Raw genomic sequence first — 16,476 nt, 5'->3', positions numbered from 1 at the left:
CGGGGCTCAGGCAGTCAGGATCGCCATCAGGAAGTCGGCCGCGGTGCGGACGACATCGGCGGGATCCACCGGCAGCTGCTGCTGGGTGTGGCTCAGATACCAGGATCGGTCCAGCATGGCCTGAACACACAGTCCCAGCGCCTCCGGTGCGGTGGCCGGGTGGCGCTGGCGGTTGCGCAGATTCATTCCGAGCAGCCACACCACTCGCATCTGCATCCGCGTGCTGGCGATCCTGACATCTTCGTCGGAAGGCCCCGGCTGGGCCGACAGGATGAAGGCCCCGTGCTTGTCCATGAAGGCGAAATAGTCGCGCACCCAGGTCTCGGCGTCGTCGTGGGTGCACGGCTGGGGGATGGTGTCCCAGCGCGCGACCACGTCGAGCAATTCGTGATAGGTTTCCTCGCCGAGGGTGTTGAAGATCTCGCGCTTGTCGCGGAAGTAGGTGTAGAAACCGGCGCGCGAGATCCCGCAGGCGTCGGTGATGTTGTTGATCCGGGTGCCCGAATAGCCACGTTCGAGGAACAGCCGCTTGGAGGCCTCCAGGATGGCGTTGCGGGTGCGCACCGCGCGTGCGCCCAGTCCGAGGTCACCGCTGCCGTCGTCGGTCCGGCTGCTGTCGTCGTTGTCGAGTGCGGGCGCCGATGAATCGTTCATGATTGGGCCAGTCTAGGAGATTTCGGTGCGGGATCAGAGTGTGCGCGCCCGGGCGCGTGGCTCGTCCGGACAGAATCGTCAAGTGCGTCGGCCCGGGGCACTCCCACGAGCGGCTCGGCCGGTCGGGGACGGGGTTCGCCCGGCGCCGATATGCGGCGGCATCCACTGATCGGCGCTTCGGACCCCGCGGGCGGATCGTGCTCGGTGGGGCGGATACAGGTGGATAGGTGATAATAGTGGTATCAGCTGACCGATACCGGAGGAATTTATGTCTGCGATGCCAGTGTCGACGTCGGTCGTGCGCGTGCCGAAGGCCGGTGAAATGGTGGCCGCCCAATTGCGCCGTCAGATCGTCACCGGTGAACTGCGCGAGGGTGATGCGCTGCCGTCGGAGACCGAACTCATGGAGCGATTCGGTGTTTCGCGGCCGACCCTGCGCGAGGCATTCCGAATCCTGGAGTCCGAGCAGGTGATTCAGGTGCGTCGCGGTGCGCGCGGCGGCGGCCGGGTGATGATGCCCGACGTATCCGCGGCCGCTCGCTACGCCGGCACCCTGCTGCAGTACCGCAAGGCCACCCTCGCCGATGTGCACGAGGCGCGGGCCAATCTCGAGGTGGCCGCGGTGGCCGTGCTGGCACGCAAGCGAACCGCCGCCGACCTGCGGGCCCTCGACGACATGCTCGCGAAAGGCGAAGCGCTGCTGAGTGATCCGCCGGCCTTCGGCAAGGGTTACGACCTGGAATTCCACCGCATGCTGATGCAGCTGGCGGGCAACCAGACCATGATCGTGCTGCTGGACATCGTCTCGACGATCATCGAAAGCCATGTCGAGAATTTCCTGCGTGAGCACCGCGGCGACACCAGCGCCGAAGCCAAGGCGACGGCTGCGCACCGGGCGCATGTCAAACTCGTGCAATTGATCCGGGACAAGGACGTCCTGAAAGCCGAGACCTTCTGGCGCAAACATCTGGCCCAGGTCAAGAATTTCCTGATCGAGGACCCGGAGGAGTCGGTCCTGGACGTGCTTCCCTAGGTGGCCCCCGGCCGCGCGCCCGGTGGTGGCGCGGCCGAGGGCCGGCGCGATCCGGTCCCGATCGTGTCAGTCCCGGTCCTGTCCGAGGATGGTGATCGCGGAGACCGCGGTGGGGCCGCCGATATTGTGCGCCAAGCCGATTTGCGCGCCGTCGACCTGGTTGGCGGCCGTGCCGCGCAGCTGTTCGAAGATCTCGAAGCACTGCGCCACGCCCGTGGCCCCCGGCGGGTGGCCCTTGGCCTTCAGCCCGCCGCTGGGATTGACCGGCAGTGCTCCGCCGATCGTCGTCGCACCGGCCTCCACGAGTTTGTATGCCCCGAACCGGTCGGCGAAGCCCAGGTCCTCGTAGCTGATCAGTTCCACGCCGGTGAAGCAGTCGTGCACCTCGGCCACGTCGATATCGCGGGGCGTCAGGCCGGCCATGGCGTAGGCGGCCTTCGCCGCGCGCGCGGTAGCGGGGAAGGTGGTCATATCGGGCTTGTGCTGATGCATCACCCGATCCACGCCCAGGCCGACGCCCCGGATCCACACCGGCCGATCGGTGTAGCGGTCCACCACGTCGTCCGCGGCCAGCACCAGCGCCGCGGCGCCGTCGCTCTGCGGCGTGCAGTCGTAGAGCCCGAACGGTTCGACCACCATCGGCGCGTTGAGCACCTGCTCGATGGTGATCTCCTGCCGCAGTTGAGCTTTCGGGTTGGGCACGGCATGGCGATGATTCTTCACCGCCACCATCGCCATATGTTCGCGGGTGGCCGGAGACTCGTGCAGATAGCGCCGCACATGCAGCGCGAAGTTCGCCGGGGCGATCAGGCCGAGCGGATAGTCCCACGCCGTATCGCGGGTCATCCCGGCCCACTCCCAGAAGGTGTCCTTGCTCGCCGACTCGCGCACCTTGTCCGCGCCCATCACCAGCGCGACGTCGAAGGCGCCCGACGCGATCCCGAACATCGCGTTGCGCACCGCGTCATTGCCTGTGGCGCAGGCATTTTCGACCCGCGTGATCGGGATGTCGAGCAGCCCGCAGCTGTCGGCCAGGATCCCGGACGGGAAGCCGTCGGTGGTGGACAGCTCGCCGAACCAGGCCGCCTGGATCTCGGCGGGGGCGATGCCCTTGTCCACGTTCGCGGTGCATTCCGCGAAGGCCATCGGCAGCAGATCCTTGATGCCCAGCCCGAAATGTTCGCCGAACGGTGTCATCCCCGCTCCGACGATCGCGACCCTTCTCATGCGATCTCCTTCTGTGTGTGTCGCGCGGCATCGGGGACGAAGGCGTACCCGTAGTCCGGAACGCCCGAGCGCACCGCCACGCGGCGCAGAACCATGCGGCCGCGGTCGCCGATGCTGATCGAACCCGGCTCGGCCGCAGTGGTTTTCGCCAGTGCGCGGACTCCGACCTCGTCCAGTTCGACGATGACCAGCGAATAGGGGCTGGGCAGGCCGGGTACGGGCACATGCACCGTGACCTCGGTGTAGACGGTGCCGGTGCGCGGCAGATCCACCAGTTCGCCGGGCTCGACGAGGCGCCCCTCGGCGTCGATCAGCAGCCGCGGCGGGAAATTCAGTGCGCCGGTGGCGGAGTCGCGCGAGGCCTGCCAGCGCAGCTTGGCATCGAAGGCGCGTTCGTAGGCGGCCAGCGAGATGGGGATGTCGGGGCCCGGCGACAGCACGGTGCGCGGAACCGGGCGCGCCTGGAATTCGTTGCGCAGTACCGACGCCGCGCCGCCGTCCACGCCGAGGCCGGTCAGCGTCGCCTGTTCGATACCGAGAAGTGTGCCCGTGCTACCGGTTTCGGCCATCCATGCCAGGGCGAACACGGCTGCGGACGCGCCGGTCGTGGGCAGCCGCGGCGCGGTGGCGCCGGCCAGCCCGGTGGCCGTCTTGTGGTCCACCCCGGCGACCGCGCTCACCGTGCCCGCCCACGCGGTCCGCACCGATTGCAGCACGCCGCGTTCGCGCAGCAGGCGCGGATCGCCGTAGTCCCGGGTCGCACCGGCGGCGTCGCGGGTGCGGACCGGAAGGCTGCGGGCCAGCCGGGCCACCGGCCGGACGCTGAGACCGGTCTCGCCGATCACCGCCGCCGCGGCGCCGGCCGGTTCCAGATCGACGGCGATGACCAGGGTGTGCGGGCGCGCGGTGGTGATCGCGTCCAGTGCCGCGGGTGCGCCGCCGATACGCTCGGTGACCTCGATATCGGGATCGAGTCCGAGCCCGGCGAGCAGGACCGCTCCGCTGCCCCCCTCCAAGAGCGGGAAGTCCCTGGTGACCAGAACGACCCGGACGACGGGTCCGCTGCCTTGCCGTGCAGCGGACCCCGCCTCGATCGCCATCGTCACCGCATCCTCGTCGTCCCCGGCGGTACGCCGCTGCGTGGTCCCCCAGGGCGGCAGATAGGTGCCTAGTGAAGTTATCGAACTCATTGCCACAACCCCTGTTCGGTCGTCGGCGCTAGGGCCTTGAAGTAGCATATTTAACTAACTATTTATACTACATCTGAAGCGAGATGGGATGATGTGGATGGGCACGGATACCGCACGGCGCGAGCCTTCGTGGCCGCCGGGTTGCCGATCCTGACCGCGATCATCGGCGTGGCGGTCACCCTGATGGGCGTCACCGCGGTCGCGTCGGTCCTCGATATCGCCTCCGCCTCGACCACCGTGGCGCTGATGCTCGGTCTGTCCTGCGGCATCGATTACGCCTTGTTCATCCTGTCCCGGCACCGCAACAACATGCTCGCCGGCATGGAAGTCGAGGAGTCGGTGCCGCTGGCGATCGGAACAGCGGGCAGCTCGGTGGTTTTCGCCGGACTAACGGTGATCATCGCACTGTGCGGGATGTCCGTGGTCGGCATTCCGTTCCTGACCGTGATGGGCCTGACCGCGGCGGCGGCGGTGCTCATCGCCTTGCTGATCTCGCTCACGCTGCTGCCCGCACTGCTCGGTTTCGCGGGCCGGAAGGTCGCGAAGTTCATCGACACCCCGCTGCGTCGCGGACACCACGAGGCCGTCGCGCAGACGGCGGTGCACCGGCCCGAACGAACCGCCGGAGCGATGTGGGCCCGATTCGTGATCCGTTGGCGGATACCGGTTCTCGTGGCCGGCGTGGCGCTCCTCGCGGTGATCGCGCTGCCCGCGCTGCATATGAGCCTGGGCTTGCCCAGCGGCGCGGCCAAACCGGCCGATGACACCCAGCGCAAGGCATACGACCTGGTCACCGACAACTTCGGCGCCGGATTCAACGGCCCGCTGCTGGTCTTCGTCCAGGGTGGTGGCCCGGGCGAGGTCGCACAGCTGTCGAGTTCGCTGGCCGAACTGCCCGATGTGGCGGTGGTTGCGCCCGGTCCGGCGGGTGGAGGGGTGCAGATCATCCAGGTCGTGCCCAAGAGTAGCCCGGACGACCGGGCGACCACCGATCTGGTGCACCGGATCCGCGATGACCGGTCCGCGCTCGAAGGATCCTCGGGTGCGCACATTCTCGTCGGCGGCGCCACCGCGTCGAATATCGACGTCTCGGCGAAGTTGTCCGGTGCTTTGCCGGTGTTCCTGATCGTGGTGGTCGGTCTCGCGTTCGTCCTGCTCACCTTCGCGTTCCGGACCATCCTGGTGCCGCTGAAGTCGATCATCGGATTTCTGCTGTCGGCCGCGGCGTCCTTCGGCGCGGAGGTCGTGCTGTTCCAATGGGGTTGGGGTGAGCGTCTTTTCGGTATCCCGCAAAGTCAGATCATCAGCTTCCTGCCGGTCGTCATGCTCGCGATCATCTTCGGATTGTCCAGCGACTACGAGGTATTCGTGGTCTCGCGGATAAGGAGGAGTTCACCAAGAACGGTTCCGCCCGGCCTGCGGTGGAGCGCGTCACCGGCTATTCGGCACGGGTGGTCACCGCGGCCGCACTGATCATGTTCTCGATCTTCGTCGCCTTCATGATCAACAAGGACCCGATCATCAAGGGGATCGGATTCGGTTTCGCGGTGGGTGTCTTCCTGGACGCCTTCGTGGTGCGGCTCACGCTGGTGCCGGCGGTGATGGCGATCGTGGACCGCAAGGTCTGGTACCACCCGCAGTGGTTCGCCAAGTACGTCCCGGATCCGGATATCGAGGGCGAACAGCTGGAACGGCGGCTCGCGGCTGCGAAAGACCGTGCTGCCGAGGATGATTCGACCGAGCTCGACCGATCGGCCGCGCCGGTGGGAATCGGTTGACCGACATCGCCGATCCGGCTGCGGTTCGGCGAGGCGATCGCGCTGCGCGCTGCCCGCGACGGCGCGAATATCGCCCCCGGCTCCTGATCCGATTTGCGTGTCGCGCAGGCGAACCGAGCGGCCTAACCTCGGGTATATATCTAAATAATTAGAGTAATATTACGATTTTCCCATTTTGGGTCTGGGCTGGCGGCCCGGCTCCTATCATGTCGCCCATGACTGCTCGACTCACGCGAGCGCTGGGGCTTGCCCTGGTGCATGTGCTCGCGCAGACGCTGCTGGGTTTCGCCGTGCTGTTCTGGACGGATCGGACATCATCCGCTCGGATCGTCGCGTTGGTCCTGGTGGTCGTTTGTTCGATGAGCTGGGGTTTCGCCGACGGACGCCGGGATCGGCTGCGTCATGGCGACCGGTCGGAGACGGACTTCCCGATTCTGTGGTTACAGGCCGCGGTGATCGGCGGCCTCGTGGCGGGCGCGGCGACCTGGCTCTGCGATCTGCTGCCCTATCTGAGCCTGGGGCGGAATTCGTTGCTGTTCGAGCTCACCGCCGGCGCGGGATGGATTGTTCTGCTGATCTACGTTCCGGCCATGGTCGGTGTGGGCGCCGGTCGCGTACGGGCGAATCGGGTGCTGGCGCGGGGTGCCTGAACGGTCACGTCACCGGCGCGGCGGATTGGTGACGTTGTGTCAGACGGGGTCTCGGACGGATAGGTGAAGCGTCTGGGTATTACCAGGATAGATTGCTATATACAAGATTGACGCTACTGTCAGATTGATTTTAGAGTGAAGAGGATCAAGTGGCTGCGCCCGATGGTGAGGACGCGCCGCACGGACACGGGATGTGACTCGATTTGATGGAACAGGCCGATGGCACGGCGCACGGCAGTGCGACCGCCGTCGAATACGTGCGGCCGGAGGTGCGGCTGCTGCCCGCGCCCACGGCGGTGTCGGAGGCATTCTGGACCGGGGGCCGCGACGGGCGGTTGCTGATCTACCGGTGTCGCAGTTGTAAGCGATGGTTTCATCCGGGATCGGCGGCCTGTTTCCGCTGCCGCAGCACCGATGTGGCCCCGGAACCGGTCTCCGGCCGCGGCCGGGTTGCCGCGTTCACCATCAATCGGCAGCCGTGGATTCCCGGATTTCCGCCGCCGTACGTCGTGGCGATGATCGAGCTGGCCGAGGAGCCCGACGTCCGCGTGGTGAGCAATGTGGTCGGGGTGGCGCCGGAGGCGGTGTCCATCGGCCTCGAGGTCGAGGTGTTCTTCGAGCCGCGGGACGATATCTGGCTCCCGCTGTTCCGTCCCGCGGCAGGAGTGAGCGATGAGTGAGCCGAGCGGTCTGTTCGGGCGTAGAGCCGTAGTGACCGGTGCGGGTAAGTCGCAGGTCGGCCGGCGTCTCGGGCGCGGCGGCCTGGATTTGACGGTCGAGGCGGCGCTGCGGGCGATTGCCGACGCCGGTCTGGAGCCCGACGATATCGACGGCGTCGCCAGCTATCCCGGACCGGGCGTTCCTGATCCTGGATTCTCCGGCGCCTCGGTGCACGAGCTGCGCAACGCACTCGGACTGCGCAGCCGCTGGTTCACCAGCAGCATGGAGACCGCCGGTCAGATCGGCCCGGCCATCGACGCCTGCATGGCGGTGACCACCGGCCTGGCCGATCACGTCCTGGTGTACCGATCGGTGTGGGAGTCCACGGCGCAGACCGCCGGGCGCGCGTCGGTGCTGTTCGGAAGCGGCCGGCTGCCCGACCACCTGGAGTATTTCGGCCCCTTCGGGGCGGTCTCGGCGGCGAACTGGCTGGCCATGGCGGCACAGCGCTATATGCACGATTTCGGGCTCACCCGCGAACAGCTCGGGGCGATCGCGGTGAACGCCCGGAAGAACGCCGGACTCAACCCCGATGCGGTGTACCGCACCCCCATGTCGCTGGAGGACTACCTCGAGGCGCGGATGATCTCGGATCCGTTCTGCCTCTACGACTGCGATGTGCCCTGTGACGGCGCGAGTGCGGTGATCATCTCCCGGCGTGAAGCCGCGGCCGGGCTGCCGAAGCCGCCGTTGACGGTCGAATCCGTCGGCACCGGTATGTTCGAGCGGGCGACCTGGGATCAGCGCGCCGACATCACGACGATGGCCGCGCACGATGCGGCGACCACGCTGTGGGAGCGCACCGCACTGCGTCCGGCCGATGTGGACATGGCCCAGCTCTACGACGGTTTCAGCTTCCTGACCGTGCAGTGGCTCGAGGCGCTGGGATTCTGCGAGCACGGCCGCGTCGGTGAATTCGTCGAAGGCGGGCATCGTATCGCGCTCGATGGTGAGCTGCCGCTGAACACCAGTGGTGGTCAGCTTTCCGGTGGCCGCCTGCACGGGATGGGATTCCTGCACGAAGCCTGCGTCCAGCTGTGGGGTGAAGGGGGTGACCGGCAGGTGCCCAAGAGCCCGGAATTGGTGGCGGTCGCGGTCGGTGGGGGACCGGTCGCCGGGGCCATGCTGCTCAGTCGGCGTGATTGAGAGGCGGTGCATGACAATCGATCTGGTCGATCCGGTGCTGGGCCTGGTGCGGTCGATCGCCTGGCTGCTCCTGCGCGGGCAACTTCCGCCCGCGTGACCCGGTTCTGGATAGAACATTGATTCTAATTATCTGACTATATATAGTCGATTGTGACGCACAGCACGTCAGCAGCGCGTTCCCCTCGTCCGACACGAAGGAGTCTCGGCGATCATGACAGCCAGCACGACATCCGAAATCGCCCGCGGTGAAGCGCGCATGCTGATCGATGGTGTCCTGACCGATGCGGCCTCGGGCGCTCGGTACGACAACGTCAATCCGGCGACCGAAGAGGTCATCGGCGATACCGCCGACGCCGGCGGACCGGATGTGGATCGTGCGATCGCGGCGGCGCGTGCCGCATTCGACACCGGGACCTGGGCCGTGGATCGGGAATTCCGCAAACACTGCCTGCGGCAGTTGCACGAGGCGTTGCAGGAGGAGAGGGAAGCGCTTCGAGCCGAGCTGGTCGCCGAGGCGGGATCGCCGGTGTCGATCACCCATCTGGCCCAGCTCGATTGGCCGCTGGCCGACGCGATCGCATATCCCGCCGACTACATCGACGAATTCGAGTGGGAGCGAATGCTGCCCGAAACCGAACTGTTCGGCGCGATCAGTCACCGCCGCGTGACGAAAGAGCCGATCGGTGTGGTGGCGGCCATCGTGCCGTGGAACTTTCCGGTGGAAGTCGCTCTCAACAAAATCGGTCCGGCTCTGGCCACGGGCAATACCGTCATTCTCAAGCCCGCTCCGGATACACCATGGGGCGCGACACGGATCGGCCGGCTCGTCGCCGAGCGGACCGATATTCCGCCGGGCGTATTCAATGTGGTGACAACGTCGGACAACGGCGTCGCCGAGCGGCTGCTGGTGGATCCCAGGGTGGATATGGTGTCGTTCACCGGCTCGACCGGTGTCGGTAAACGCATCGTGGAGTTGTCAGCCGCGACATTGAAGCGGACATTTCTCGAGCTCGGCGGCAAGAATGCGATGGTGGTGCTCGACGACGCCGATTTCGGCGCGGTCATCCCGCAATCGATGATCGCCTGCATGCATGCCGGTCAAGGATGTGCGCTGCCGTCGCGGCTGCTGGTGCCGCGCAGCCGTTATGCGGAGGCGGTCGAGATCGCGACCGCGACATTCGGTGGAATTTCGTGCGGCGATCCCGCCGATCCGGCCACTTTCTGCGGCCCGCTGGTCAACGCGCGCCAGCGCGACCGGGTGCTGAATTACATCCGCAAGGGTGAGCAGGAAGGCGCGCGGATCACCATCGGCGGGGGCCGTCCCGAGGATCTGCCGACGGGCTACTACGTCCAGCCGACGGTGTTCGCCGATGTCGACAATGCGATGACCATCGCCCGGGAGGAGATTTTCGGTCCGGTCCTCGCGGTCATTGCGTTCGAGGACGACCAGGACGCGATCCGCATCGCCAACGACAGTCCGTACGGGTTGTCCGGGGCGGTCTGGGGTGCTGATCCCGAACGTGCCGACACGGTCGCGCGCTGCATCCGCACCGGCACGCTGATGGTCAACGGCGGAATGTTCTACGGCGCCGACTCGCCGTACGGCGGCTACAAACACAGCGGCCTGGGCCGCCAGAACGGCCGCGAAGGCTTCGAACAATATCTGCAAACAAAGGTTGTCGGATTCCGCTGACTCCGTAGAGGTGTCTCCGAAACCGAGAACGAAGGAAAGAAAGGACTCCGGTCGAATGGAGCCGATTCTCGAAGGCGTGAAAGTCGTCGAACTCGCCGCATGGACTTTTGTTCCGTCCGCGGGTGCGGTGCTGGCGGACTGGGGTGCCGACGTTATCAAGATCGAACACCCGGAGACCGGGGATCCGCAGCGCGGATTGATCAATTCCGGAGTGGTGGCCGGCGCGACCGGCGTCAACCATTTCATCGAGCAGCCCAATCGGGGAAAACGCAGCGTCGGCCTGGACGTCGCCAATCCCGAAGGGCTGGAAATCCTGTACAAACTCGTCGAACAGGCCGACGTCTTCGCGACGAATCTGCTGCCGGGCTCGCAGCAGCGCCTGGGCGTCGGTCTCGACGCGATCCGGGCGCGCAATCCGAAGATCATCTACGCACGCGGGCACGGCTACGGGACGAAGGGGCCGCAGGCCGACCGCGGCGGCTTCGATCTGGCGGCCTACTGGGCACGCGGCGGCATCGGTGACGCGCTGACCGGGGCCGACGGTAGTTATCCGCCGATTCAGCGGCCGGCCTTCGGCGACGTATTCGGCGGATTCGCCATCGCCGGCGGTGTCGCCGCGGCCCTGTACAAGCGGGAGCGCACGGGTGAGGCCGCGGTCGTGGACGTATCACTGCTGGCGACGGCGCTGTGGCAGCTGGGCCCGGATGTGGTGGGCTCGAAGGTGATCGGCTCGAATATCCCGAAATACGACCTCGAGGAAATGCCCAACCCGGCGACCAGCATCTATCGCACCCAGGACAACCGGTTCCTGGCATTGGTGCTGTTGCAGTCCGATCGCTTCTGGCCTGATCTGTGCGTTCGCATCGGCCGTCCGGATCTGGTCTCCGACGAGCGTTTCGCCGACGCTCGCGTCCGTTTCGCCAACCGCCGCGAATGCACCGCGGAACTCCGCCGCACATTCGAATCGCAGCCGCTCGAACATTGGCGCAAGCAGCTGGAGGATTTCGACGGGGTGTGGGATGCCTTCGAATCGGCACTCGAACTGCACGATGATCCACAGGTGAACGCGAATGGCTATCTGCCGAAGGTGACCGACGCCAACGGCAATACCTTTGCGCTGGCAGCCAATCCGGTCCAGTTCGACGAGACCCCCGCGGCATTGCGCCCGGCGCCCGGTCACGGTGAGCACACCGACGACGTACTGCAGGAATTGGGCTTGGGCTGGGACCGCATCATCGCCCTGAAAGAGTCCGGGGCCGTCATCTGACCGTGCCCTCTGGGCACCGAATCGCCACTCCGACAACAGAACAGGACAAGACAGTGGGCCAGCTCGAGGACAGAGTCGTCTTCATCACCGGGGCCGCACGCGGTCAGGGCCGATCGCATGCGATTCGGTGCGCGGAGGAAGGCGCCGACATCGTCGGAATCGATATTTGCCACGATATCGACCTCGTGCCGTACAAACTCGGCACCGCCGAAGATCTCGACGAGACCGTGCGCCTGGTCGAGAAGACCGGCCGGTCGATGCTGGCTCGCAAGGCCGACATCCGGGACCTGGCCTCGCTGCAGGCCGCGTTCGACGCCGGCGTCGAACGGTTCGGTCATATCGATACCGTTCTGGCCAATGCCGGTGTGCTGCTGAGCAATACCGGTGAGCGGGATGCCGCCGAAGCCTTTCGCGCCGGTATCGATCTGCTGCTGATCGGGCCCTGGAATACGATTCGCGTCGCCTTGCCGCATCTGATCGAGCGCGGCGAGCAGGGCCACCGGGATGGCAATATCGTGGTGACCAGCTCGATGGCGGCCATGCTGGGACTCGGCAATGGAACCGGCGGTGACGACGCCTACGGCATGGCGAAACTCGCGCTGACCGGAATGGTGCGGCAATATGCGAATTATCTTGCTCAGTACCACATTCGAGTGAACGGTGTCGCGCCGACCAACTGCGCGACGCCGATGGTGACGGAGAACCCGGAGCTGTTCAATGTGCTCGGCGCATATCCGAACCTGGCCAATGCCATGCAGACCCTGCTGCCCGATCTGCCGATGATCGAGCCGCGTGATGTCAGTGCGGCGATCCTTTTCCTGATCACGGACTCGGGGCGCTCGTTCACCGGGAGCACCCTCAACGTCGATGCGGGAATGGCGACCCGCCGCTAGAACCCGCGCCTTCCTCGACGCCCTGACCGTCTGGGACGTCACCCGGTTGGCCGGGCTCGCTGAGGTCGCCACCGAGCGGGCCGGTGTCGGCGCCAATGAGGTCCGGACCTGGCTGGCCGCGGGCGCGGCCGGCGGCGGGAAGCCGTTCGACACCGTTTCCTACGAGCCGGTGGAGAAATGGATCACCGGAATGGGGCTCGCGATGTCGCGGCGATGAATCCGGCCATCGGCCAGTTGACTACAACAGAAAGAACAATGCTGGGTGCCCGGACGAAATGTCCGGGCACCCAGCATTTTCCGTGTCGGAACGCGGGCGAGGGCCGCGCGGTCAGCGCCCCTTCCACAGCGGTTTGCGCTTTTCCGCGAAGGCACGCGGACCCTCCTGCGCATCCTCGGAGTACGCGACCCCGGACAACTCCGAGGTGGTCGCCGCCCAGCCACGCTCCTCATCGGGACGTTCGCCGCCGCCGCTCTGGCCGAGAGCGATGCGCTTGGTGGCCTGAACCGCGAGCGGTGCGTTGTCCGCGATCCGCTGGGCCAGATTCAACGCCTGCTCCAGTACCTGCGCGGCGGGGACCACACGGTTGACCAGATTCAATTCCAGGGCCCGCTCGGCACTGATCGCATCCCCGGTGAGCAGCAGTTCCATCGCCACCACCTGCGGCAGCCGGGTGGGCAGCCGGAACGCGCCACCGGCACCGGCGATCAGTCCGCGGGTAACCTCGGGCAGGCCGAAGGTCGCGGTGTCCGCGGCGATCGCCAGATCACTGGCGAGCACCAATTCGGTGCCGCCGCCCAGCGCCGGTCCGTTGACCGCGGCGATGGTCGGCTTGCTGATCGGATGCGATACGTAACCGGCCAGCCCCCAGTGTTCGCGATCCTTCGGAATCACCGCCTCACCGCGGGAGATCGCCTTCAGGTCGGCCCCCGCGCAGAACGCCTTGTCCCCGGCGCCGGTGAGCACCACCGCGCGGATCTGCGGATCGTCCTCGGCCGCTTCCAGCGCATCGCCGACCTGAACACACATCTCGGCGTTGACCGCGTTGCGGGCCTGCGGGCGGTTGAGCGTGATGAGCAGGACGTGGCCGTGACGTTCGAGGAGAACGGTCGGTGCCTCGACCTCGGTGTGGCTACTGGTCACCTGGGTCCCTACCTTTCGGGTCCGCCATACGGCGGATTCGTTCATTTCCATACAGTTGCGATATCCACCGGCCGCCGCGGCGGCGGTGCGGGGACGGCCGGGGGAGTGCGGGAAAAGACCGGTGCGGGCGCCGGTTGCACGGCACCGTCGATATCGACGAAGACGCCGCGGGCGCGCATCTGCTCGTCCTGCTGGGCCTCGGTCATCGTCAGCACGGGTGTCACGCACGCGTCGGCGGTGCCGAACACCCTCGTCCAATCCTCGCGCGAGCGGGTCGCGAATGTCTCGGCGAAGACTTTCCGCATCTTCGCCCAGCCGCTCGTATCTCGTTGCGGGCCAAGCATTTCCGGGTCGATGTCGAGAATTCGCAGCAGCTCGGCATAGAATTTCGGCTCCAGCGCGGCCACCGCGACATAGCGGCCGTCGCTGCATTCGTAGGTGTCGTAGAACGGCGCGGAACCGTCGAAGATATTGGCGCCGCGCTCGTCGGACCAGCGGCCCGCGGCGCGCATCGACCACAGCAGATGTGCCAGGGCCGGGGCCCCGTTCACCATGGCGGCGTCGATGACCTGTCCCCGGCCGGAGCGTTGACGTTCGACCAGTGCGGCGAGAACGCCGACGACCAGCCACATCGAGCCGCCCCCGAAATCGCCGAACAGGTTCAGCGGGGGAACCGGCCGCTGACCGGCACGGCCGACGGCGTGTAACAGCCCGGTGATCGAGATGTAGTTGAGGTCGTGCCCGGCCTGCTGGGCCCGCGGCCCGGTTTGCCCCCAGCCGGTGACGCGGCCGTAGATCAGCCGCGGATTGCGCTCGAGCGCCACCTCCGGTCCGATGCCGAGGCGTTCGGTGACTCCGGGCCGCAGGCCCTCGACCAGCACATCGGCTCGTTCGACGAGGGACAGGATCTGCTCGCGGTCCGCGGGATCCTTCAGATCGGCTTCGACCAGGGTGCGTCCGCGCTGCTGGGCGGGCCGGTGGCCGGGCGCTTCGGGATTTCGGCGATCGATCAGGACGACGTCCGCGCCCAGGTCGGCCAATGTCATCGCGGCATGCGGCGCGGGACCCATGGCGGCGAGTTCGATCACTCGCACACCGGCCAAGGGGCCCGCACCGGATGCGTTCACCGCATCAGTCACTGGCGGGCAGGGGTTTCGCGGTCTTCACCGACAGGGCGATTTCGCCGAGGCCCAGTGAGCCTGCGCCCGGCTTGGTCACCAGCACCTCGATGGTGCCGTCGGCGTCCGCATAGCGCTTGCCGATGAGTGTGCCGCCCGAGAACTCCGCGGCCGGACCGGCCGCCGATTCGCGAGGCTGGTCCAGGTCGACCATCGGTACTCCGCCGCAACGCAATTCCGCGGCGCCGTCACCGGCCCGCACCACGATCACTTCCGTACTGCAGACCTGACTCCGCAACCGGGTTCCGGATTTCACCATGTGTCACTCCTTTTCGGGGGGCGAATCAGCGGACCGAATCGGCGGCCGCATCGGCGAGATAATCGGCGGCGATGTCCTTGCGCAGGATCTTTCCGGTGGGGGTGGCCGGAAGCTCGGTGCGGAAGACGAGGTGATCCGGCGTGCGCGAGGAACGCAGCCGGGCGCGCACGAATTCGAACAGCCGCTCGGGTTCGGGCGGCTCATCGCCTTCGGGGACGACGGCGGCGAGAATCGCCTGTCCCCAGTGTTCGTCGGGAACTCCGACCACCGCGACCGACCGCACCCCCGGATGGTCGATGAGGACGTCCTCGATTTCGGCCGGTGCGATGTTCTCGCCGCCGCGGATGATCGTGTCGTCGTTGCGGCCGACGATGAACAGGAAGTCCTCGGTGTCCTGATAGGCCAGATCGCGGGTGGGGAACCAGCCCTCGGCGTCGAGCACCGAGCCCGCGCCCATGTATTCGCCGGAGACCTGCGGTCCGCGAACCCACAATTCGCCCTGTTCGCCGGTGGCGACGGGGTTCCCATCGGAGTCGCGGATGAGAATTTCGATATCGGGCACCGCGCGCCCGATCGAGCCGAGCCGAGCCTGCACGGCGGGATCGTCGCTGTTCATCGCGGTCCGGTGGTCTTCGGGGCCGAGCAGTGCGATGGTCGAGCTGGTTTCGGTGAGGCCGTAGGCGTTGACGAATCCGGTACCCGGGAATGCCCGCAGCGCAGCCTCCAGCGTCGGGCGCGGCATGCGTGCGCCGCCGTAGGACAGGGACCGCAGCGTGGGGGCGTCGGCGACCGTCGCACCCACGGCGGACACGATCCGGTCCAGCATGGTGGGCACCACCATCGCGGAGGTGACGGCCTCCTCGCGGACCAGGCGCAGCCACTCGTGTGCGTCGAAATCGGGGAGATACACGATCCGGCGGCCCGCGTAGAAGTTCGTCAGGATCGTGCCGATTCCGGCGATGTGGTACGGCGGCACGGTGACCAGCGTGGCGTCCGCAGGATCCGCCGCACCGAATTCGACGGTACCCATGACGTAACTCAGCAGATTGCTGTGCCGCAGCACGACCGCCTTGGGCTCCGAGGTGGTTCCGCTGGTGAACAGGATCACCGCGGGGCCCTCGGGATCGGCGTCGGCGGCCGGCAGCGCCTCGTCTGCGGTGCGCGCGAAGAACGCGTCCGTGGTTTCGACGGTGGCGCCCGCGTGTGCCACCGATTCGGCGTATCGCGGTGCGGCGATGACGAGCGCGTTGCCGACTCGCTCGATGAGCCGGACCAGGCGGCCGGCCTCGAGCCGGTAGTTCACCGGTACGAACGGGATTCCGGCGTAGGCCGCGCCCCACAGCAGTGCGGGCAACTCGATACCGGAGCCGCCCAGATAGACGAGGTGTTCGGCCCCGGATCGGCGCAGTGCCGAGCCGACGCCCCTGACCAGGTCGCTGAACTCCTGGTAGGTCAGGGACCGGTCACCCGTGGTGAGGGCGACGCGCTCCGGATTCGCGGCAACCGCCATCTCGAGCAGGAGGGAGATCGTCATCGTGTGTTCCGATCGGCATAGTTGGGTGCGGCTTCGTGCACGCGGGCCCGGCCGGGTGAACCGGTGCCGGCGCCGCGCGTCCGGCGCGACCAGATGATGTGTTCGTGGGGTCT

General features: G+C 66.9%; 15 protein-coding genes and 1 pseudogene. 9 read left to right on the top strand and 7 right to left on the bottom strand.

The window, feature by feature from the left end:
• Positions 1–6 precede the first annotated feature (6 nt).
• Positions 7–654: a TetR/AcrR family transcriptional regulator gene (locus tag ON40_RS40505; RefSeq protein WP_040830873.1), complete on the bottom strand. Its 648-nt coding sequence runs from the start codon at positions 652–654 to the stop codon at positions 7–9.
• Between the two features lie 277 nt (positions 655–931).
• Here ON40_RS40505 and ON40_RS40500 point away from each other — a divergent pair, with 277 nt between their 5' ends.
• A complete protein-coding gene (locus tag ON40_RS40500; protein ID WP_218008958.1) occupies positions 932–1,687 on the top strand; it encodes a FadR/GntR family transcriptional regulator in 756 nt (251 codons plus the stop codon).
• Positions 1,688–1,753: 66 nt separating this feature from the next.
• Here the strand turns inward: ON40_RS40500 and ON40_RS40495 are convergent, their stop codons facing one another.
• Positions 1,754–2,914 (bottom strand): thiolase C-terminal domain-containing protein, encoded by a 1,161-nt coding sequence (locus ON40_RS40495; RefSeq protein WP_040830871.1) that lies wholly within the window; start codon positions 2,912–2,914, stop codon positions 1,754–1,756.
• Complete coding sequence (locus ON40_RS40490) at positions 2,911–4,104, bottom strand: OB-fold domain-containing protein (protein ID WP_040830870.1); 1,194 nt, start codon at positions 4,102–4,104, stop codon at positions 2,911–2,913. The genes ON40_RS40495 and ON40_RS40490 overlap by 4 nt, the downstream gene beginning before the upstream one ends.
• A gap of 93 nt (positions 4,105–4,197) precedes the next feature.
• Here ON40_RS40490 and ON40_RS40485 point away from each other — a divergent pair.
• The 8 genes and pseudogenes from ON40_RS40485 (at position 4,198) to ON40_RS56405 (ending at position 12,468) form a co-directional block, all read left to right on the top strand.
• Positions 4,198–5,882 (top strand): annotated as a pseudogene (locus ON40_RS40485) (MMPL family transporter).
• Between the two features lie 215 nt (positions 5,883–6,097).
• On the top strand, positions 6,098–6,532 hold the full coding sequence (locus tag ON40_RS40480) for a B-4DMT family transporter (protein WP_040830869.1): 435 nt from the start codon (positions 6,098–6,100) through the stop codon (positions 6,530–6,532).
• A gap of 206 nt (positions 6,533–6,738) precedes the next feature.
• On the top strand, positions 6,739–7,212 hold the full coding sequence (locus tag ON40_RS40475) for a Zn-ribbon domain-containing OB-fold protein (protein WP_051194351.1): 474 nt from the start codon (positions 6,739–6,741) through the stop codon (positions 7,210–7,212).
• Positions 7,205–8,398 carry a thiolase family protein gene (locus tag ON40_RS40470; protein ID WP_040830868.1) on the top strand — a complete coding sequence of 398 codons (1,194 nt, stop codon included), beginning with the start codon at positions 7,205–7,207 and terminating at the stop codon, positions 8,396–8,398. Before ON40_RS40475 ends, ON40_RS40470 begins: the two co-directional genes overlap by 8 nt.
• Positions 8,399–8,609: 211 nt before the next feature.
• Positions 8,610–10,091: an aldehyde dehydrogenase family protein gene (locus ON40_RS40465; protein WP_040830865.1), complete on the top strand. Its 1,482-nt coding sequence runs from the start codon at positions 8,610–8,612 to the stop codon at positions 10,089–10,091.
• 55 nt (positions 10,092–10,146) lie between these two features.
• The gene (locus tag ON40_RS40460; protein ID WP_040830864.1) at positions 10,147–11,358 is read left to right on the top strand and encodes a CaiB/BaiF CoA transferase family protein; all 1,212 of its coding nucleotides are present in this window, start codon (positions 10,147–10,149) and stop codon (positions 11,356–11,358) included.
• A 53-nt stretch (positions 11,359–11,411) separates the two neighbouring features.
• Positions 11,412–12,251 (top strand): mycofactocin-coupled SDR family oxidoreductase, encoded by an 840-nt coding sequence (locus ON40_RS40455; protein ID WP_040830863.1) that lies wholly within the window; start codon positions 11,412–11,414, stop codon positions 12,249–12,251.
• The gene (locus tag ON40_RS56405; protein ID WP_040830861.1) at positions 12,226–12,468 is read left to right on the top strand and encodes a class III extradiol ring-cleavage dioxygenase family protein; all 243 of its coding nucleotides are present in this window, start codon (positions 12,226–12,228) and stop codon (positions 12,466–12,468) included. Before ON40_RS40455 ends, ON40_RS56405 begins: the two co-directional genes overlap by 26 nt.
• A 111-nt stretch (positions 12,469–12,579) precedes the next feature.
• On the opposite strand, the gene ON40_RS40445 is transcribed toward ON40_RS56405, so the two are convergent.
• Genes ON40_RS40445 through ON40_RS40430 form a run of 4 tightly spaced genes read right to left on the bottom strand, consistent with a single transcriptional unit; the run spans position 12,580 to position 16,363 of the window.
• Complete coding sequence (locus ON40_RS40445) at positions 12,580–13,437, bottom strand: crotonase/enoyl-CoA hydratase family protein (RefSeq protein WP_085997878.1); 858 nt, start codon at positions 13,435–13,437, stop codon at positions 12,580–12,582.
• Positions 13,434–14,519, bottom strand: a complete 1,086-nt coding sequence (locus ON40_RS40440; protein WP_040830959.1) for a CaiB/BaiF CoA transferase family protein — start codon at positions 14,517–14,519, stop codon at positions 13,434–13,436. Before ON40_RS40440 ends, ON40_RS40445 begins: the two co-directional genes overlap by 4 nt.
• Before the next feature lie 4 nt (positions 14,520–14,523).
• Positions 14,524–14,829: a hypothetical protein gene (locus ON40_RS40435; protein ID WP_040830860.1), complete on the bottom strand. Its 306-nt coding sequence runs from the start codon at positions 14,827–14,829 to the stop codon at positions 14,524–14,526.
• 25 nt (positions 14,830–14,854) lie between these two features.
• Positions 14,855–16,363 (bottom strand): class I adenylate-forming enzyme family protein, encoded by a 1,509-nt coding sequence (locus tag ON40_RS40430; protein ID WP_040830859.1) that lies wholly within the window; start codon positions 16,361–16,363, stop codon positions 14,855–14,857.
• Positions 16,364–16,476 lie beyond the last annotated feature (113 nt).

The organism is Nocardia jiangxiensis NBRC 101359 (assembly GCF_000308615.1).
Lineage (GTDB): Bacteria > Actinomycetota > Actinomycetes > Mycobacteriales > Mycobacteriaceae > Nocardia > Nocardia jiangxiensis.
This window is presented reverse-complemented; position numbering and strand designations above follow the sequence as displayed.